General features: G+C 70.5%; 17 protein-coding genes. 7 read left to right on the top strand and 10 right to left on the bottom strand.

Features of this window, described 5'->3' with window-relative positions; all coding sequences use genetic code 11:
* Positions 1-145: 145 nt before the first annotated feature.
* On the top strand, positions 146-1,864 hold the full coding sequence (locus AB0M73_RS48065) for a DEDD exonuclease domain-containing protein (RefSeq protein ID WP_363906631.1): 1,719 nt from the start codon (positions 146-148) through the stop codon (positions 1,862-1,864).
* Here the strand turns inward: AB0M73_RS48065 and AB0M73_RS48060 are convergent.
* Positions 1,857-2,324: a GNAT family N-acetyltransferase gene (locus tag AB0M73_RS48060; RefSeq protein WP_363906630.1), complete on the bottom strand. Its 468-nt coding sequence runs from the start codon at positions 2,322-2,324 to the stop codon at positions 1,857-1,859. The two genes, AB0M73_RS48065 and AB0M73_RS48060, sit on opposite strands and share 8 nt — an antisense overlap.
* Positions 2,325-2,381: 57 nt before the next feature.
* Between AB0M73_RS48060 and AB0M73_RS48055 the strand changes: the two genes are divergently transcribed.
* A complete protein-coding gene (locus AB0M73_RS48055; protein WP_363906628.1) occupies positions 2,382-2,660 on the top strand; it encodes an Lrp/AsnC ligand binding domain-containing protein in 279 nt (92 codons plus the stop codon).
* Between the two features lie 217 nt (positions 2,661-2,877).
* Here the strand turns inward: AB0M73_RS48055 and AB0M73_RS48050 are convergent, their stop codons facing one another.
* Entirely contained in the window at positions 2,878-4,068 is a 1,191-nt protein-coding gene (locus AB0M73_RS48050) for an MFS transporter (RefSeq protein ID WP_363906626.1), read from the bottom strand.
* Positions 4,069-4,133: 65 nt separating this feature from the next.
* Here AB0M73_RS48050 and AB0M73_RS48045 point away from each other — a divergent pair, with 65 nt between their 5' ends.
* Positions 4,134-5,102 carry a DUF5937 family protein gene (locus tag AB0M73_RS48045; RefSeq protein WP_363906624.1) on the top strand — a complete coding sequence of 323 codons (969 nt, stop codon included), beginning with the start codon at positions 4,134-4,136 and terminating at the stop codon, positions 5,100-5,102.
* Between the two features lie 50 nt (positions 5,103-5,152).
* On the opposite strand, the gene AB0M73_RS48040 is transcribed toward AB0M73_RS48045, so the two are convergent.
* The 4 genes from AB0M73_RS48040 to AB0M73_RS48025 are packed head-to-tail and all read right to left on the bottom strand — an operon-like array spanning position 5,153 to position 9,477.
* Positions 5,153-6,868, bottom strand: coding sequence for a cytochrome bc complex cytochrome b subunit (locus AB0M73_RS48040; protein ID WP_363906622.1), 1,716 nt, complete (start codon positions 6,866-6,868; stop codon positions 5,153-5,155).
* Positions 6,865-7,992 carry a ubiquinol-cytochrome c reductase iron-sulfur subunit gene (locus AB0M73_RS48035; protein ID WP_363906620.1) on the bottom strand — a complete coding sequence of 376 codons (1,128 nt, stop codon included), beginning with the start codon at positions 7,990-7,992 and terminating at the stop codon, positions 6,865-6,867. Before AB0M73_RS48035 ends, AB0M73_RS48040 begins: the two co-directional genes overlap by 4 nt.
* Entirely contained in the window at positions 7,989-8,834 is an 846-nt protein-coding gene (locus AB0M73_RS48030; RefSeq protein ID WP_363906618.1) for a c-type cytochrome, read from the bottom strand. Before AB0M73_RS48030 ends, AB0M73_RS48035 begins: the two co-directional genes overlap by 4 nt.
* A gap of 34 nt (positions 8,835-8,868) precedes the next feature.
* Positions 8,869-9,477, bottom strand: a complete 609-nt coding sequence (locus tag AB0M73_RS48025; protein WP_084579350.1) for a heme-copper oxidase subunit III — start codon at positions 9,475-9,477, stop codon at positions 8,869-8,871.
* Positions 9,478-9,537: 60 nt separating this feature from the next.
* Between AB0M73_RS48025 and AB0M73_RS48020 the strand changes: the two genes are divergently transcribed.
* From AB0M73_RS48020 to trpD, 3 genes are read left to right on the top strand one after another with little or no spacing between them, the layout of a single operon-like run.
* Positions 9,538-9,936 carry a hypothetical protein gene (locus AB0M73_RS48020; RefSeq protein WP_043717584.1) on the top strand — a complete coding sequence of 133 codons (399 nt, stop codon included), beginning with the start codon at positions 9,538-9,540 and terminating at the stop codon, positions 9,934-9,936.
* A gap of 26 nt (positions 9,937-9,962) precedes the next feature.
* A complete protein-coding gene (locus AB0M73_RS48015) occupies positions 9,963-10,367 on the top strand; it encodes a hypothetical protein (protein WP_363906615.1) in 405 nt (134 codons plus the stop codon).
* Positions 10,364-11,413 (top strand): anthranilate phosphoribosyltransferase, encoded by a 1,050-nt coding sequence (trpD, locus tag AB0M73_RS48010; RefSeq protein ID WP_363906613.1) that lies wholly within the window; start codon positions 10,364-10,366, stop codon positions 11,411-11,413. The genes AB0M73_RS48015 and trpD overlap by 4 nt, the downstream gene beginning before the upstream one ends.
* Before the next feature lie 71 nt (positions 11,414-11,484).
* On the opposite strand, the gene AB0M73_RS48005 is transcribed toward trpD, so the two are convergent.
* The 4 genes from AB0M73_RS48005 to coxB all read right to left on the bottom strand — a co-directional run bounded on the left by AB0M73_RS48005 (position 11,485) and on the right by coxB (position 15,362).
* On the bottom strand, positions 11,485-12,669 hold the full coding sequence (locus AB0M73_RS48005; RefSeq protein ID WP_363906611.1) for a DUF1501 domain-containing protein: 1,185 nt from the start codon (positions 12,667-12,669) through the stop codon (positions 11,485-11,487).
* Positions 12,666-13,940: a DUF1800 domain-containing protein gene (locus AB0M73_RS48000; protein ID WP_363906609.1), complete on the bottom strand. Its 1,275-nt coding sequence runs from the start codon at positions 13,938-13,940 to the stop codon at positions 12,666-12,668. Before AB0M73_RS48000 ends, AB0M73_RS48005 begins: the two co-directional genes overlap by 4 nt.
* 107 nt (positions 13,941-14,047) lie before the next feature.
* Positions 14,048-14,446, bottom strand: a complete 399-nt coding sequence (locus AB0M73_RS47995) for a cytochrome c oxidase subunit 4 (RefSeq protein WP_043717596.1) — start codon at positions 14,444-14,446, stop codon at positions 14,048-14,050.
* A gap of 10 nt (positions 14,447-14,456) precedes the next feature.
* The gene (gene coxB, locus AB0M73_RS47990; RefSeq protein WP_363906633.1) at positions 14,457-15,362 is read right to left on the bottom strand and encodes a cytochrome c oxidase subunit II; all 906 of its coding nucleotides are present in this window, start codon (positions 15,360-15,362) and stop codon (positions 14,457-14,459) included.
* 327 nt (positions 15,363-15,689) lie between these two features.
* On the opposite strand from coxB, the gene asnB reads away from it, so the two are divergent.
* Entirely contained in the window at positions 15,690-17,618 is a 1,929-nt protein-coding gene (gene asnB, locus AB0M73_RS47985) for an asparagine synthase (glutamine-hydrolyzing) (RefSeq protein ID WP_363906607.1), read from the top strand.
* Positions 17,619-17,674 lie beyond the last annotated feature (56 nt).

Here is a 17,674-nt window from a genome sequence, read left to right as displayed (position 1 = left end):
GACAACAACACCGCAGCTCACCCAGTTGGCGGCAATCCGGATGCAGGGAAGGACGCCTTACCCGCGTTCAACGCGGGTAAGGCGTCCTTCCCTGCATCGGCCGCGGCCGAAACTGTCAGGGGGTGCTGGCAGCATCTCGATCACCATGACCACGACTGCTGATGACCTGGGCCAGCTGACGTTCGACGAGCTGGGCACGCCGTTGCGGGAGACCACGTTCGTGGTGGTGGACCTGGAGACCACGGGCGGCCGGCCGGGCGAGGACGCGATCACCGAGATCGGGGCGGTGAAGGTGCGCGGCGGGGAGGTGCTGGGCGAGTTCGGCACGCTGATCAACCCGCGCCGGGGCATCCCGCCGGAGATCGTGCGGCTGACCGGCATCACCGAGGCGATGGTGTACACGGCGCCGCCGATCGACGAGGTGCTGCCGGCGTTCCTGGAGTTCGCGGCGGGCGCGGTGGTGGTGGCGCACAACGCGCCGTTCGACACGGGTTTCCTCAAGGCGGCCTGCACGCAGCACGGCTACGCGTGGCCGAAGCCGGCGGTGCTGTGCACGGTGCGGCTGGCCCGCCGCGTGCTGTCACGCGAGGAGGCCCCGAGCTGCCGCCTGTCCGCGCTGGCCGAGCTGTTCAGCACGTCGACGACGCCGAACCACCGTGCGCTGGACGATGCCCGCGCGACGGTGGACGTGCTGCACGGCCTGCTGGAGCGGGTGGGGCCGATGGGCGTGCAGTCGCTGGAGGAGCTTTTCGACTACCTGCCCGACGTCACGCCCGCGCAGCGCCGCAAGCGCACCCTGGCCGCGCACCTGCCGTCGGAGCCGGGCGTGTACCTGTTCCGCGGCCCGTCGGAGGAGGTGCTGTACGTCGGCACGGCCTCGGACCTGCGCCGCCGCGTGCGCCAGTACTTCACGGGCAGCGAGAGCCGGGGCCGCATCCGCGAGATGGTCGCCCTGGCCGTGCGCGTGGATTCGGTGGTGTGCGCGCATTCGCTGGAGGCCGAGGTGCGTGAGCTGCGGCTGCTGACCGCCTACAAGCCCCAGTACAACCGGAAGTCCCGCAACCAGCAGGGCGGCTGGTGGGTGACGCTGACCGACGAGGCGTTCCCGCGGCTGTCCATCGTGCGGCGGCCCCGTGACGGCGCGTTGGGCCCGTTCCGCTCGCGGCAGTCGGCCGAGTCCGCCGCTACTGCGTTAAGTGACGCCACGGGCCTGCGCACGTGCAGCATCCGCATCCCCGCCCAGGGAGCTCGGGCCGCGCCGTGCGCTTTGGCCGAGCTGGGCCGCTGCCGCGCCCCCTGCGCCGGCCGTCAGGACGTCGCCGACTACTCGGTGGCCCCCGGCGCCGTCCGGAACCTCATCGCCGGCCGTGCCCTCACGCCGTTCGACACCCTCGCCTCGCAGCTGGAGGAGCTCGCCCTCGCCGAACGCTTCGAGGAGGCCGCCATCCGCCGCGACCGCCTGGCCGACCTCGTCCGCGCAGTCGACCGCAGCCAACGGTTGGCGGCCCTGGCCGCCTTACCCGAGCTCGTCGCCGCCCGCCCGGACGGCGAGGGCGGCTGGGAGTTCTCCGTGGTGCGCCACGGCCGCCTCGCCTCCGCCGGGGTTGCTCGTCGCGGCGTACGTCCCATGCCGGTGGTCGACGCCCTCGTCGCCTCGGCCGAGACGGTCATTCCCGGCGACGGCCCCCTCCGAGGGGCACCGGCCGAGGAAACGGGGGTGGTGCTGCGCTGGCTCAACCGTCCCGGCACAAGGCTGGTCTACTGCGACACGCCCTGGTCCGAGCCGGCACAAGCGGCCGCCGGCTGGCGCGCGTGGGTGGACCGTGCGGCCGCCGGCCGGGCCGTCTACGCGGGGATCAACTGAGCCGCCGGACCATCTCGATGCCGCCGCCGTACGGCTTGAAGCCCAGGCTCTCGTACAGCCCCAGGCCGTCCTCGCTGGCGTGCAGGTCGGACCGCCGCACGCCGAGCTCGTCGAGCTGGGCGACCAGCGCCGTGACGACGAGGCGGGCCAGGCCCTGACGCCGCCACGCCGGGTCGGTGCAGACGTTGTGGAGGTGAGCCGACACCGTGCCCGTCTCGCCGGGGCGGGGCAGATCCAGCCGCACGAAGGCCGCCGCGCAGGAGGCGAGGCCACCGGTCGGGGCGTCGATGACCGTGGCGACCAGCTGCGGGCCGCCCAGCTCACGGCGGAAGACCGTCACCGACGGCCGCTGCCAGTCGCCGAGGGTCACGTCACGGCCCATGGCCTCGAACATGACGGCCCGCAGCCGCGTGAGCTCCTCGGCGTCGGCGGGGACGGCGGCGCGGACGGTCCAGTTCATCGGGCCATCCTTGCCCTACCATCGGCAGGTCGTCGAACCATTACAGGAGGTCCCGTCGTGATCACGGCGATCGTGTTGATCCAGGCCACCGCCGAGTCCATCCCGGAGGCCGCGCAGTCGATCGCCGACATCGACGGCGTGCAGGAGGTCTACTCCTGCGCCGGCGACGTCGACCTGATCGCCAACGTCAAGGTGGCCAAGCACGAGGACCTGGCCGAACTCGTACCGGGCAAGATCAGCAAGGTGCCCGGCGTGCTCAACACCGACACCCACATCGCCTTCCGCTCCTACTCCCGCCGCGACGCCGAGGAGTCCTTCTCGGTGGGGCTGGATTGAGTGGTGTTTGTTGGCGCCGCCTTCGGCGTCGCGGCGCTGTGCTTTTTGCCGCGCGTTCCGCGCGGGGCTCGGCCCCCATTAAGCCCCTGCCTCGCCCTTGCTGGATTTTTCGAGGCCCGCAGCGGCGTGGTGGTGGGGCGCGTGGAGTGGCGGACCTCGAAAAATCCAGCAACCGGGCGAAGCAGGGGCGGGGCCGAGCGCTCTCCTGGGTTGGAGGTCAGCAAGACTCCAAAACGTCTGTGGCGCGTAGGCGGAACAGGATCACGGCTGCGACCGAGACCACGCCGCACAGGGCGATGACCTGAGCTACCGGCAGGATGCCGGTCAGGGCGCCGGCTAGGGCGGGGCTGAGGCCCTGGGCGGTCATCAGGCCGGTGGACAGCAGGCTGAACGCCTGGCCACGGTGGTCGGCGGGCACGAGGTCGCGGAAACGCTGCTGGATGGCCAGCCCGTAGGAGAAGCCGGTGCCGGCGACGACAAGCAGCGCCCCGCACACCACGACGGGCAGCCCGGCGACGGCGAAGCCGACCAGGGGCAGGCCGACCACGGTCATCAACGGCACGAGCAGCCGCCGCCGCGTCGATGCCCCGACCCAACGGCCGACCAGCCAACTGCCGATCATCATCCCAACGGGCATGCACGCAAGGAGCAGGCCGCCGGTCTCGACGGGAAGCCCCCGTACGGCGACGTAGGGCACGATCAGGCTCTCGGCCCCGGTCACGCAGGCCGGCGGCAGCCACTGGGCCAGGATCAAGGCCCGAATCGTGCGGTCCCGCAGCAACTCCCGGTTCCCGGCCCAGCTGCGACGCACGGCCGCCGCCAGAGTGCCGCCGGTGACCCGCAGGTCGGGCAGCCTGAGCCGCACCCAAGTAGCGGCGACGAGGTGCAACACGGCGCTGACCAGCATCGCGTGATGCGCCCCGAGCACGGCCACCGCGGCCCCGGCGCCGGCCATGCCGATCAGCTGCGCCGCCGAGGAGGCCAGGTTGAACAGCGACCGCCCGAGCACGTAGCTCTCGCCGCTGAGCACGTCCGCCACGACGCGGCCAACGGCCCCGTTGACCAGCGGCGTCACCATCGACACCACGGCGACCAACGTCAGGCTCAGCCACACCGGCAGGTCGGCCAGGGCCAGCAGCAAGCCGCTGCCGAACTCCACGCCGTAGCCGAGGGCGATCAGTTGCCGCGGCGGCAGCAGGTCGGCCACGGCGCCGAGCAGACTGCCGCCGATGAGCTGCGGCAGGAACGAGATCCCGTACGCCACCGCGGCCAGCAGCGTCGAACCGGTGAGGGCGAAGACCAGCACCGACAGCGCCACGATGCGCAGGGTGTCGGCGGTGATGGCGAGGGTGCGGCTGGCGAACAGCACCCGGTACGAGGGGTCGGCCAGCACACGGGTGTAGGTCATGCCCCGAGCCTGCGGGCCGGCCCTCGGATCGGCCAAAGTTACGTGCAGGGACGTAAGGTCGGCCCATGCTCCGGTTCGAGGTCGGCGGCGAGGACTTGCTGCGCAGCCGGTTCGCGCTGTCCCCGTTGTTCGAGCTGGACGGTCTGCTCCGCCGGCTGGCCGGCCTGTCCCAGCACCGCCTGCCCGGCCCCTGGCTGACACGAGTCACGCCTTCGTACCGCCGGCTGCGACAAGATCCGGCTTTCCGAGCGGTGCTGGCCCTGCACGCGCCCAAGGAGGGCGCGGCCTTCACGGCTCCGCCGCCCCAGGGCCTGGCCCAGACCATCGACGACGACCTCGCCGCCGTCCGGTCAACGCCGCTGCCCCAGGCCCGCGCGGAGATCGCCAACTACGGCCCGGTCACCGACGACGAAGCCCGGGCCGTCCTCGACTCCCCCGACGTCGTCCACCGCATCGCCGACGGGCTGGAACAGGCCTGGCACGACCTGCTCGCCCCGGACTGGCCGCAGCTGCGGGCCATCTGCGAGCGGGACGTCGTGCACCGGGCCGGCCGCCTGGCCCAGCAGGGCTGGCTGGCGGCGCTGGACGGCCTGCACGCCCGAGTCCGCTGGCGTGACAACGGCATCGAGGTGCTGCGATCCTCCGGCGACCGCACGGTCGACCTCAAGGGCGAGGGCCTGCTGCTGGTGCCCTCGGTGTTCGTCTGGCCGGGGGTCGCCGTGCACCACGAGGACCCGTGGCCCAAGGCCCTGGTCTACCCGGCCCGCGGCGTCGCTGCCCTGTGGGAGACGACCACCCCCGATCCCGGCGCGCTGGCCGAGCTCCTGGGCCGGACCCGGGCCCAGCTCCTCACGGCCCTGGACACGCCGGCCAGCACCACCCAGCTGGCCCGCAGCCTCGGCCTGGCCGTGGGCGCCGTGGGCGACCACCTCACCGTGCTACGCAAGGCCGGCCTGCTGGACCGGGTCCGCTCCGGCCGCTCCGTGCTCTACCACCGCACGCCCATCGGCGACGCCCTCGCCGCCCAGGCATGACAGCGGCCCCGGTCTTCAGGACCGGGGCCGCTGCTTGGTGCTGAGAACCGTCAGGCGTCGGGCTGCTGGGGCTTGCCCGCCAGCTCCTTGTCCTGGTTCAGCTGGCTCTCCCCCGACACCACGTTGCTCCGGGTGTGCGCGTCCTTGCGGGCGCTCTCCAGCGCGGTGACCTCCTCGGCCGGGTCCGGGCCCCAGAACCCGCCGGGGACCGGCGCGCCGGCCGAGCCCAGCTTGTTCATCTTCTTGGGCACCGGGGCGCCCTGGTAGGCCAGCTCGTGCGGGTGGCCGTGGTCGTCGACCGGGCCCAGCGGCTGGTGCAGCTCGATGAACTCACCGTGCGGCAGCCGCTTGATGATGCCGGTCTCGATGCCGTGCTCCAGCACCTCGCGGTCGGCCCGCTGCAGGCCGATGCAGATCCGGTAGGTGATCCAGTAGGCCAGCGGCGGCGCGATGAGCAGGCCGATGCGGCCGATCCACGTGGTCGCGTTCAACGAGATGTCGAACTTGTCCGCGATGATGTCGTTGCCGCCGGACAGCAGGCAGACCATGAAGAACGTGATCGCCATGATGCCGAGGCTGGTCCGCACCGGCACGTCCCGCGGGCGCTGCAGCAGGTTGTGGTGCGCGGTGTCCTTGGTCAGCTTCCGCTCCAGGAACGGGTAGACCGCGGCGATGCCGGTCAGCAGCGGCAGGCCCAGCATGAACGGCAGGAACGGCGCCGGGATCGTCCAGTCCAGGTTGAGGGCCAGACCGAAGATCGTGTAGTGGCCGAGGTGGAGGTACGCCTCCCAGGCCGGCCACAGACGCACCAGGCCGTCGGTCCAGCCCATGTACCAGTCCGGCTGCGAGCCGGCGGAGACCTGGGCCGGGTTGTACGGGCCGAAGTTCCAGATCGGGTTGATCTGGAACAGACCCGACATCAGCGCGATGACGCCGGTCACGAGGGCGAAGAAGCCGCCGCCCTTGGCCGCGAACACCGGCATGATGCGCACGCCGACGACGTTGCGCTCGGTCCGACGCGGGCCGGGGAACTGGGTGTGCTTCTGGTACCACACCAGGCCGAGGTGCACGGCGATCAGCGCCAGGATCACGCCGGGCAGCAGCAGGATGTGCAGCGTGTAGATGCGCGGCAGGATCACGTTGCCGGGGAACTCGCCGCCGAACAGCAGCCAGTCCACCCAGGTGCCCAGGACCGGGATCGACTCGATCAGGCCGAACATGACCCGCAGGCCGGTGCCGGACAGCAGGTCGTCGGGCAGCGAGTAGCCGAAGAAGCCCTCGAGCGAGCCGATCATGAACAGCACGACGCCGATGACCCAGTTCACCTCACGCGGGCGCCGGAACGCGCCGGTGAAGAAGATCCGGAACATGTGGGCGACGATCGCCGACATGAACAGCAGCGCCGCCCAGTGGTGGATCTGCCGGACGAACAGGCCGCCGCGGACCTCGAACGAGATGTCCAGGGTCGAGGCGAACGCGCGCGACATCTGGATGCCGCGCAGGTTGTCGAAGACGCCGTTGTAGGTGACCTCCTGCATGGAGGGGTCGAAGAACAGCGCCAGGTACGTGCCGGACAGCAGCAGCACGATGAAGCTGTACAGGGCGATCTCGCCGAGCAGGAAGGACCAGTGCGACGGGAAGACCTTGTTCAGCTGGCGACGCATGCCGGCGGCCAGGTGGTACCGGTCGTCGGCCCACTTCGCCGCGCCGCCCGCGACACGGGTCGCCGTGTTGGCCGGCTTGGTCGGCGTGGTGATGCCGCTCATGAGTCACGCTCCCAGAACGCGGGGCCGATGGGCTCGATGAAGTCGCCGCGTGCCACGAAGTATCCGCTTTCGTCAACCTCGATGGGAAGCTGCGGCAGCGCCCGGGCGGCCGGGCCGAACACCGGCTTGGCGTACTCGAACACGTTGAACTGCGACTGGTGGCACGGGCACAGCAGCCGGCCGGTCTGCTGCTCGTACAGCGAGGTCGGGCAGCCCAGGTGGGTGCAGATCTTCGAGTACGCGTAGAAGTCGCCGAAGTTGAAGTTCTCCTGGCCGGACCGCTTGACCACGTTCTGGTCGGGGCGCAGGCGGATCAGCATGACCGGGTTGTCCGAGCGGTGCAGCGCCGCGGACAGGGCCTCCTCGTTGCCCCGCTCCGACTCGCGGAACGGGAACACCGTCTCGAAGCCGCCCGCGTCCAGGTCCTCGGGGCGGATCAGCACGACCTCGCCCGAGTCGCCGGTGTTGCGGCGCAGGTAGACCTTCTCGCCGGGCTGGCTGGGCTGCCAGCCGGTGTGCCACAGCGATTCCTTGGAGTTGGTGTCCGCGAACGGGTTCTTCAGCATGCCGCCCAGCGGCAGCACGACCAGTCCGAGGCCCATCACGCCGGCCGCCGCGCCCGCGCTGCGCTTGACCAGCGAGCGGCGGGTGATGGTGCTGCGCGCGCCCGCGTCGGCCAGCTCGGCCAGCACGGTCTCCTGGTCGATCTTGGCCGAGCCGCCGTCGTGACGGTCCTGCACGGCCAGCTCGTGCGGAATGAACTTCTTGGTGTAGTTCAGCACGCCCACGCCGAGGCCGAGCACGGTCAGGCCCAGCGTGACGCCGATGACCGGCGTGTACAGGCTGTACCAGAAGTACCCGTCGGCGTCCGGCGCCACGTACTCGGACGGCCACGCGATGAAGGCCACGATGAAGGCCAGGCCGGCCACCGCGGCCAGCACGAACCAGTAGGCCACCGAGCGCTCGGCGCGCTTCTCGGCCTTGGTGCCCTTGACCGGCCACGGGTCCTCGTAGCTGATCAGCTCGACGCCGTCCAGCTTCGTGCCGAGCGTGACCAGCTCGTCCCGGTTCATGCCGTCCAGCTCTGCCTCGGTGGGCAGCTTCTCCTGCTCGTCGCCGCTCATGCCTTGCTTCCGATCCAGAGGGTCACGCCGACCAGCGCGGCGATGCCCACGATCCATCCGATGAGGCCCTCGGAGATCGGGCCCAGACCACCGAGCGCGTTGCCGCCGGGGTTGTTGTTGCCATCGGTCACGGACTTGATGTACGCGATGATGTCCTTCTTCTCGTCCGGCGTGAGCTGCCGGTCGCCGAACACCGGCATGTTCTCCGGGCCGGTGAGCATCGCGGTGTAGATCTGGCTGGGCGTGACGCCGTCCAGCTCCGGCGCGTACTTGCCGGAGGACAGCGCGCCGCCGCGGCCGGTGAAGGTGTGGCAGGCGGCGCAGTTGAGGCGGAACAGCTCGCCGCCGCGCGACGGGTCACCGCCGATCAGCTGCGCGTCCGTGCCGGTGGGCTTCTCCTTGCCGCCGCCGCTGGACTGGATGAACGCGTCGAGCGCGTCGATCTGCTCCGGCGTGAAGGCCGGTGGCTTGCGCGCGGCCTGCGCGTTCTGCCCGCCCGAGAGCGGCATGCGGCCGGTGGACAGCTGGAAGTAGGACGCCGCCGAGCCCACGCCGATCAGGCTGGGCCCGCGGTCCTTGACACCTTCCAGGTTCGCGCCGTGGCACGAGATGCAGCTGTTGTTGAACAGCTGCCGGCCCTGCTCGACGAGCGCGTTGGTGTCCGAGGCCTGCGCGGTCTGCGGGGCGGGCACCGCGAGGGAGTACAGCGCGCCCGCGCCCAGCAGTGCGATCCCGAGCGCCAGCAGGCCGGAGACCCGCCGCTTGAACTTGGACCGCGAGCGGGCCCGCTTCCCCGCGGGGCCGGGCGTACCCGCCGCGTCGGCGGGTGGCGTGGTGGTCATGGAGGGCAACCCTTGCTGTCAGTTCGGGGCTGGGTCAGGGAATGAGGTAGATCACGGCGAACAGGCCGATCCAGACGATGTCGACGAAGTGCCAGTAGTACGACACCACGATCGCCGAGGTCGCCTGCGCGGGCGTGAACTTGCTCAACCTCGTCCTGATCAGCAGGAAGATGAAGGCAATGAGGCCGCCGATCACGTGCAGCCCGTGGAAACCGGTCGCAAGGAAGAAGACCGTGCCGAAGGCCGAGCCGGGGATCGTCGTCCCCTCCTCGACCAGGCTCCGGTACTCGTTGGCCTGACCCAGCACGAAGATCAGGCCCATCACGAAGGTGAGGACGTACCAGCGGCGCAGGCCGAAGACGTCGCCGCGCTCGGCGGCGAACACGCCCCACTGGCAGGTGACCGAGGAGAGCACCAGGATGATGGTGAACGGCAGCGCGTACGCCTTGTCCAGGTGCGTGGGCTCCGGCGGCCACACGCCGGTGTTCTGGGCCTTCACGGTGAAGTACATCGCGAAGAGACCCGCGAAGAACATGAGCTCGCTGGACAGCCACACGATGGTGCCCACGCTGACCATGTTCGGGCGATTCAGCGAGTGGACCCGCTGAGCGATGGGAGGAGCTGCCGTTGTCACGGGTCGCATTATTGCCTGCGGTGGATCAGGCCGCCCGGTCGGGTGGGGTGCAAGGGGAGATCGAGAGCGATGGGCGTGTTCGAGCGATTGGGCTCGCTGTTCGGACGGCATGCGGAATTGCCGTTCGACCTGGACAACCCTGATTTGCGCGTTGTTGCCGAAGCGTTCGATCCGGCCGAAGCGGACTCCGCCGTGCTGGCCCGATCGCCCCGTTTGCGGGCGTCCGAGAAGGCCGTCCTGCGCCACCACCTGACGCTGCCGGCGGCCGCGGTGGCGCGGGCCCGGGAGCTGCTGGCCCAGGACGGCTGGGAGTTGCGGGTGGTCGAGACGGGTGATCCGGTGCGGCTGCACGCCCTGCGGGCCCAGGTCATCACCGCGCTGAGCTGCGCGCAGGAGCGGTCGCGCATGGCGGGGCTGGCCCAGCGGCTGGGCGGCGACGCCTCCGGGTGGGACTGCTTGCAGACCTGAAGGTGTGACACAGATAGCATCACGGTATGAGCACGCAGACGTGGAAGGTCCTGGTCTTCAGCCACCGGCCGGAGGTCCGCGAGGCGATCGTGACCGCCGTCGGCCGTCGGCCGGCCCCGGACCTGGGCCGCGTGGAGTACGTCGAGGTCGGCGCCGTGGCGGACGTGCTCTACCACGTCGACAGCGGCGCCATCGACCTGGCGATCCTGGACGGCGAGGCGCAGCCCACCGGCGGGATGGGCCTGTCCCGCCAGCTCAAGAACGAGATCACCAACTGCCCGCCGATCGTCATCGCCGTGCGGCGCAAGGACGACCGCTGGCTGGCCACCTGGTCGCAGGCGGACGCCGTCATCGTGCATCCGCTGGACCCGCTGGCCGCGGCCGAGACCGTCGCAGAGGTGCTGCGGTCCGGTGCGCCCGCGACCAGATGAGCACGCCGACCTGGCCCGACCTGCTGGGCGCGCTGCTGGTCAGGGAGGACCTGACCGCGGAGCAGACCGGCTGGGCGATGGACCAGGTGATGTCCGGCGAGGCCACGCCCGCGCAGATCGCCGGCTTCGCGATCGCGCTGCGGGCCAAGGGCGAGACGGCCGACGAGGTGCTGGGCATGGCCGACTCGATGCTGCGGCACGCCCGGACCGTGGACGTGGCCGGCCGGGCGATTGACATCGTCGGCACCGGCGGCGACCAGGCCCACACCGTGAACATCTCGACCATGACGGCCATCGTCACGGCCGCCGCCGGTGTGCCCGTGGTCAAGCACGGGGCGCGGGCGTCGTCGTCCAAGTGCGGCACCGGTGACGTGCTGGAGGAGCTCGGCGTCGCCATCGAGCTGCCGCCCGAGGCCGTGCAACGGTGCGTGACCGAGGTCGGCATCGGGTTCTGCTTCGCGCCCGCCTACCACCCCGCGCTGCGCTTCACCTCGGCGCCGCGGCGTGAGCTGGCCGTGCCGACCGCGTTCAACATCCTGGGGCCGCTCTCCAACCCAGCGCAGCCCAAGTACGGCCTCATCGGCTGCGCTCGGGAGGCCATGGCCGGCGTGATGGCCGGCGTCTTCGCCTCGCGCGGGGCCCATGTGCTGCTGGTGCGCGGGGACGACGGCCTGGACGAGATCACCACGACCACCACCACCTCGGCCTGGATCGCCCAGGACGGCGCCGTGCGCCAGGAGCGCATCGACCCGTCACGGCTGGGCATCGCCCCGGCCCTCCCGGCCGACCTGGTCGGCGGCGACGCGCCCTACAACGCCCAGGTGGTGCGGGACCTGCTGTCCGGCCGCCCCGGCCCCGTCCGCGACGCCGTCCTGCTCAACGCCGCCGGCGCCGTCGCCGTGTTCAACGGCCTGACCAGCGACATCCACGCCGATCTCCTGGCCGCCAAGGATGTCGCCGCCCAGGCCATGGACTCCGGCGCCGCCGCCGAACTCCTGGACCGCTGGATCGCCCTGTCGTCAAAGTTGGCTGCGGCCAACCCCTGACTTCATGCAGGGAAGGACGCCTTACCCTCGTTGAACGCAGGTAAGGCGTCCTTCCCTGCATCGTTGGGGGCTCAGGCGAGCAGGTTGGGTAGCAGGGTGTCGTGACCCGCCAAGACCTTTCCCGGGTCCTCGCCCAGGACGGTGTGGAGCATGGTGGCGTAGATGTCGCGGAAGTCGGTGCTGGCCTTGAGGTCGCCGCTGTCGAGGTCGGTGAGGCTGGGCTGCTCGCCGTAGAAGCCGCCGTGGACGCCGTCGCCGATGACGAAGACGGGGCCGGCGGTGCCGTGGTCGGTGCCGTCGCTGGCGTTGGCGCCGACGCGGCGGCCGAACTCCGAGTACACCAGCACGACGACCTTCTTGCCCCGCACACGGTCCACGAACGCCGACAGGGACTGGTCGAGCTCGGTGAGCAGGCGCTGCTGGGTGCCCTTCTCGTCGGCATGGGTGTCGAAACCGCCCAGCGACACGGAATAGGCCCGCGTGGGCACGCCCGCCTCCACCAGCCCGGCGACGACGTCCAACTGCGCCGCCAACTGGCCTTTGTTGCCGCTACTGGGTTTCACGGCCGGCCCGAGCTTGGTGGCGGTGGTGTGCAGGTCGGCGATGGATCGGGCGACCCGGGCCTGATCCGGCGACTCGCCGCTGGAGGCCTGCCCCAGCAGGGAGAACGCCTTGCCCACGGCCCCGGTCGGCAACTTCAGGCCGGTCACCGGCAGGGTCGCGCCGGCGGCCCGTTGGCCGGCCATCAGCGGCGGCAGCACGGGTTCGATCGACACGGCCCGCAGCGGGTCGTCGCCGGTCACGTCCAGCCAGCGCCCGAGCCAACCGGTGGGCTGCGGGCTGTCCGGCGAGGCCGTCTGCCAGATGGCCATGGACCGGAAGTGGCTGTGGTCGGGCTTGGGATAGCCGACGCCACGCACGACGGCCAGCCGCTTGTCGTCCCAGAGCTTCTTCAGGCCCTTCATGCCCGGGTTGAGGCCGAGGCCGTCACCGAGGTCGAGCACCTCGTGCGGCTGGTAGGCCAGATCCGGCCTTGCCTTCTGGTACGCCGGGTCCGCGGCCGGGATCACGGTGTTCAGGCCGTCGTTGCCGCCGTAGAGGGTGCAGACCACCAGCACGCCGTCATCGGGGCTGAGCGGGTCCGAGGTGGCGGCGGCCATCAGCTCGGTCCAGTTCACCTGGGTGGCGCCGGCGGCCAGCGCGCCCGCCCCGACGACACCGCTGGCGATGATGAAGCCGCGTCGACTGATTCTCACTGGCTCACCACGTATTCCGGCGCGCAGGCGGCCATCGCCACCAGCTGCGCCCCGTTGAGACCGGCCAATGCCTGAGTGCTGCGCTGGCTCCACACGTCGACGCCGAGCGCCTGACCGGCCGCCGCCGCGGACGTGATGTGTGACACGTCGACGTGCTCGGCGATCAGCTGCGCCAGGTGCAGCCGAGCCAGGCCGGCCGAGGTCGTCAGCCACGACTGCGCGGCCGGCCAGCCGCCGACGCTGGGCGGCTCGAACGGCACCTGCCCCAGGCCCCGCAGGCCGGCCTCCAGCTGAGTGACGGGCAGCTTGGACGGCTGCACGCCCAGAGCCCGCATCAGGCCGACTGCCCACTCCACCGGCTGCTTGACCAGGGTCGTCGCCGGATCTCGGAACGCGGGTTCAGCGAGCACGGCGCGCAGCAGCCCCCCGATGGACCGCTGCGTGCCGTAACCCGCGACCAGCCGGTCCAGCGCGTCCGCCGCAAGCGGGGTCGCGCCGACCAGCCGGAACCACAGCCGGCTCGCCACGAAACGCGGCGAGTCCGGACGATTCACCACGATGTCGACAAATCCGCCGGCATCGAGATTTCCGGTGACTCCCAACACCGTCTTGCCGCCGCTGTCGTGTCGTTTGGGAACCAACGAGGACGTCATCGCGTCGCGGTTCACGGCCCAGCCGGTGAGCGCGCGGGCGGCCTCGCGCACATCGGTTTCGCTGTAATGGCCGACACCAAGCGTGAACAGCTCCATGAACTCGCGGGCCAGGTTCTCGTTGGCCGCGCCCACCTTGTTCTGCTGGCCGTCCAGCCACAGCAGCAGGGCCGGGTCCACGATCATCGCCTTGGCCAGCGTCAGGAAGTCGCCGCCGCCGAGGCCGCGCAACGTCTGGTTCTGGTGCAGCATCAGGCGGGCGCTGTGCACCTTCTGCACGCTGGTGGCGAAATGCCCGTGCCAGAACCAGGTCAGCCGCTCCGGCAGCGGCGAGGCGGTGCCGACCATGCGGTCCAGCCACCACTGCACGGCCGTGGTCTGCTGGCCGCGCAACGTCTTCTGCCGCTGCTTGCGCTCCGCGGTGCTGGCCTTCTTGCTGGCCTGCGGCGGCTCCGGGCCGAGATCCGGCAGCGGCGTGGTGTCCGGCGCCTGGGCCAGCACCTGCTCGCAGGCCGCCGCGAATCCTTGCCGTGACAACGATTCCAGCTCGCCCGGGCGCGGGCCGAAGCCCATGCGGTCCAGGAGTCGCCGGGTCGCGGCTCGGTCGTCTAGTTGCGGCACACGTCAGATCGTGCGCGAAAACGGCCCCGGACAGAATGCCCGGGGCCGTTCGCTCAGTGAAGCTTCAGCTACGCGCGGAGCGCGCGGAGCGCGGAGACCAGCACTGCTCACTCGTGGTTGGGCTTCGTGTGGTACTCGAAGACCAGGCCGCCCACGGTGATCAGCACCAGCACGACCGTGATGACGAGCATCCAGGTCTGGAAGAACGCCAGCGACAGCGCGCCGATGGCGGCGGCCAGGGCGATGGCGAACGGCCAGTAGCTGCCCGGGCTGAAGAAGCCCAGCTCGCCGGCGCCGTCGCTGACCTCGGCCTCGGTGTCGTCCTCGGGACGCTCCGGGATGCGCCGGGCCACGAACCGGAAGTACGTGCCGGTGATCAGGCACAGGCCGCCGGTCAGGGTCAGCGCCACGATGCCGACCGGCTCCTTGGCCCACAGGCCGTAGACGATCGCCATCAGGAAGCAGAAGCCGGCGACGACCTCGAAGATGCGGGACTCAATCTTCATCGGTTGTTCCTCAGCTTCCGGTCCGGGAGGTGCGGTCCGTGTTGAACGGGTGCGTGGTGGTGGCCAGCGGGGCGCACAGGTCGCCGCAGTTCATCTGGGCCAGCGCCTCGGCAGCGGTGTAGCCCTTGCCGGTCTTCGGGTTCACCTTTTCCCGCAGCTGGATGTACTGCTGGAACTCGTCGTCGGGCAGGGCCCGCACCTCGAAGTTCATCGCCGAGTGGTACGCGCCGCACAGCTCGGCGCAGTGGCCGACGAACGCGCCCGTCTGGTCGATCGTGTTCTGGAAGGACGAGTCCTGGTTGTTCTTGTCCGGGTCCGGGAACACGTCGCGCTTGAAGTTGAACGCCGGCACCCAGAACGAGTGGATGACGTCCGTGGACAGCAGGTTGTACTGGATCCACTTGTTGGTGGGCAGCACGAGCAGCGGGATCTCGCTGCTGGAGCCCACCGTGGAGACCGGGTTGCCGTCCGGGCCCTTGGTGTTCTCGTACTTGAAGTCCCAGTTCCACTGGAAGCCGATCACGTCGACCGTGACGTCCGGGGTGTGGCTCTTGTCCGTGACGTAGTTCTCGGTGGTGGCGGTGAAGTAGAACAGCACCGCGACGATGACCACCGGGATGACGGTGTAGACGATCTCCAGCGGGTGGTTGTACTGGAGCTGCTTGGGCAGCTCCTCCGACCGCTTGCGGTGGAAGACCACCGGCCACAGGATCAGGATCGCCACGACCAGGCCGACCGCGAGCGCCGCGACCACGGACCAGGTCCACAGGTCGCGCATCGAGTCGGCCTGCGGGGTGATGCCCACCGGCCAGCCGAAGCGCAGGACCTCGTCGGTCGAACAGCCGCTTGCGGCAACCGCGACCAGGCCGGCCAGCCCGGCGAGTTTGGCGACCCGTGCTTTCCGGGTGCCCTCCATCAGGCGCACTGCTCGCTGCCTCCTCGTGACGGGCCTTGGCGTGACGTGTGACACCACACCATCCGCTGCTCAGCAGCGGTGACGGCACCCCGCCGTCAGTCAGACCGGAGCCTAACCCAGGCGGTGCGGGGCCACCCTTCGGGGGTGATCGAGACGGATCGGGACGGCACGGGTCGGGCAACGGGCGGGCCGGGTGCCGCGTCTACCGGTGCGAGCCAACTGGCGCCGGCGGCCCGCCTGCCGCTCGGGCGTCGGCCCGCCATGGGCATACTGGGCTGCGATCCCGGTGTGGAAGTGCCCTGTTTCGATGAGAGGTGCGGTTAGGACGTGTGCGGTCTTCTTGGACTGATCTGTCCCACTGAGAACGCGGCCGCCGCGGCGCGGCCGGCGCTGGCCGGGGCCCTGCACTGCCAGCGGCACCGCGGCCCCGACGAGGTCAACACCTGGCAGGGCGGCGAGGTCGTGTTCGGCTTCAACCGGCTGGCCATCATCGACCTGGAGCACTCCCACCAGCCGCTGCTGTGGGGCCCGCCCGGGCAGGAGAACCGGTACGCGCTGGCCTTCAACGGCGAGATCTACAACTACATCGAGCTGCGGGCCGAGCTGATCGAGCGGTTCGGGGCCCAGTTCCACACCGACGGCGACAGCGAGGTCATCGTCGCGGCGTACCACTACTGGGGCCCGGCGGCGGTGTCCCGGCTGCGCGGCATGTTCGCGTTCATGATCTGGGACAGCGACGAGCGCAGGATCTTCGGCGCCCGCGACCCGTTCGGCATCAAGCCGCTGTACTACGCGGCCGGCCCCGGCGGCATCGCGATGTCCAGCGAGAAGAAGAGCATCCTGCAGCTGGCCGACACGCTGGGCATCGAGCCCAAGCTGGACCGCCGCGCGTTGCAGCACTACCTGATCCTGCAGTACGTGCCCGAGCCGGAGTCGCTGAACACGCACATCCGGCGGATCGAGTCCGGCACCACGTTCACCTTCGCCCCCGGCGGCGAGATCGTGACCGAGCGCTACTTCACGCCCAAGTTCCGCCCGCGCGTGATGCACGGCCCGGCCGACACCACCAAGCTGTACGCCGACATCGCCGACGCGCTGCGCGACTCGGTGGCCAAGCACATGCGCGCGGACGTCACGGTCGGCTCGTTCCTGTCCGGCGGCATCGACTCCACCGTGATCGCGGCGCTGGCCAAGGAGCACAACCCGGACCTCATCGCCTTCACCACCGGCTTCGAGCGGGCCGGCTTCTCCGAGGTGGACGTGGCCGCCGAGTCGGCCGCCGCGATCGGCGTGAAGCACGTGGTCCGGACCGTGTCGGCGGCCGAGATGATGGAGGCCGTGCCGCTGATCACCTGGTACCTGGACGACCCGGTGGCCGACCCGGCGCTGGTGCCGCTGTGGTTCATCGCCCGCGAGGCCCGCCAGCACGTCAAGGTGGTGCTGTCCGGCGAGGGCGCGGACGAGCTGTTCGGCGGCTACACGATCTACCGCGAGCCGCTGTCGCTGGCGCCGTTCGAGAAGGTGCCGGGCGCGCTGCGCAAGGCCATGGGCCGCGTCTCCACCCGCATCCCCGAGGGTGTGCGCGGCAAGGACCTGCTGCGCCGCGGCGCGCTGAGCCTGGAGCAGCGCTACTACGGCAACGCGCGCATCTTCCGTGACGACCAGCTGCGGTCGGTGCTGCGGACCTACAGCTCGTCGGTGACGCACGCCGACGCCACCGCCAAGCCCTACCGCGAGTCGGTGGACTGGGACCCGGTGAGCCGCATGCAGCACGTGGACCTGTTCACCTGGCTGCGGGGCGACATCCTGGTCAAGGCCGACAAGATGACCATGGCCAACTCGCTGGAGCTGCGAGTGCCGTTCCTGGACAACGAGGTGTTCAAGATCGCCTCGCAGGTGCCGATGGAGCAGAAGATCACCCGCGAGACCACCAAGTACGCGCTGCGGCGGGCCATCGCCGACATCATCCCGGCGCACGTGATCAACCGGCGCAAGCTGGGCTTCCCGGTGCCGATCCGGCACTGGCTGCGCGAGGACATGCATCCCTGGGCGCTGGACATCGTGCGCCAGTCGCAGACCGACCACCTGATCGACAAGCAGGCGGTGCTGGCCATGATCGAGGAGCACCGCACCGGCGGCATGGACCACAGCCGCCGCATCTGGGCGCTACTCATGTTCATGGTCTGGCACGGCATCTTCACCGAGGGCCGCATCAAGCCCGTCATCCCCGAGCCCCAGTACCCGGTCCGCCTCTGACTGTCAAGGCTTAAAAGTTCGGAAGGGACCATTCCTCCACTCCGAGTGGAGGAATG

The organism is Kutzneria sp. NPDC051319 (assembly GCF_040682195.1).
Taxonomy (GTDB): Bacteria; Actinomycetota; Actinomycetes; order Mycobacteriales; family Pseudonocardiaceae; genus Kutzneria.
This window is presented reverse-complemented; position numbering and strand designations above follow the sequence as displayed.

Excerpts from the sequence above, each read along its gene's own strand:
- AB0M73_RS48065 (WP_363906631.1), top strand. The coding sequence starts at position 146 with ATGACCACGACTGCTGATGACCTGGGCCAGCTGACGTTCGACGAGCTG.
- AB0M73_RS48060 (WP_363906630.1), bottom strand. The coding sequence starts at position 2,324 with ATGAACTGGACCGTCCGCGCCGCCGTCCCCGCCGACGCCGAGGAGCTC.
- AB0M73_RS48050 (WP_363906626.1), bottom strand. The coding sequence starts at position 4,068 with ATGACCTACACCCGTGTGCTGGCCGACCCCTCGTACCGGGTGCTGTTC.
- AB0M73_RS48045 (WP_363906624.1), top strand. The coding sequence starts at position 4,134 with ATGCTCCGGTTCGAGGTCGGCGGCGAGGACTTGCTGCGCAGCCGGTTC.
- AB0M73_RS48040 (WP_363906622.1), bottom strand. The coding sequence starts at position 6,868 with ATGAGCGGCATCACCACGCCGACCAAGCCGGCCAACACGGCGACCCGT.
- AB0M73_RS48035 (WP_363906620.1), bottom strand. The coding sequence starts at position 7,992 with ATGAGCGGCGACGAGCAGGAGAAGCTGCCCACCGAGGCAGAGCTGGAC.
- AB0M73_RS48030 (WP_363906618.1), bottom strand. The coding sequence starts at position 8,834 with ATGACCACCACGCCACCCGCCGACGCGGCGGGTACGCCCGGCCCCGCG.
- AB0M73_RS48025 (WP_084579350.1), bottom strand. The coding sequence starts at position 9,477 with ATGCGACCCGTGACAACGGCAGCTCCTCCCATCGCTCAGCGGGTCCAC.
- AB0M73_RS48020 (WP_043717584.1), top strand. The coding sequence starts at position 9,538 with ATGGGCGTGTTCGAGCGATTGGGCTCGCTGTTCGGACGGCATGCGGAA.
- AB0M73_RS48015 (WP_363906615.1), top strand. The coding sequence starts at position 9,963 with ATGAGCACGCAGACGTGGAAGGTCCTGGTCTTCAGCCACCGGCCGGAG.
- trpD (WP_363906613.1), top strand. The coding sequence starts at position 10,364 with ATGAGCACGCCGACCTGGCCCGACCTGCTGGGCGCGCTGCTGGTCAGG.
- AB0M73_RS47995 (WP_043717596.1), bottom strand. The coding sequence starts at position 14,446 with ATGAAGATTGAGTCCCGCATCTTCGAGGTCGTCGCCGGCTTCTGCTTC.
- coxB (WP_363906633.1), bottom strand. The coding sequence starts at position 15,362 with ATGGAGGGCACCCGGAAAGCACGGGTCGCCAAACTCGCCGGGCTGGCC.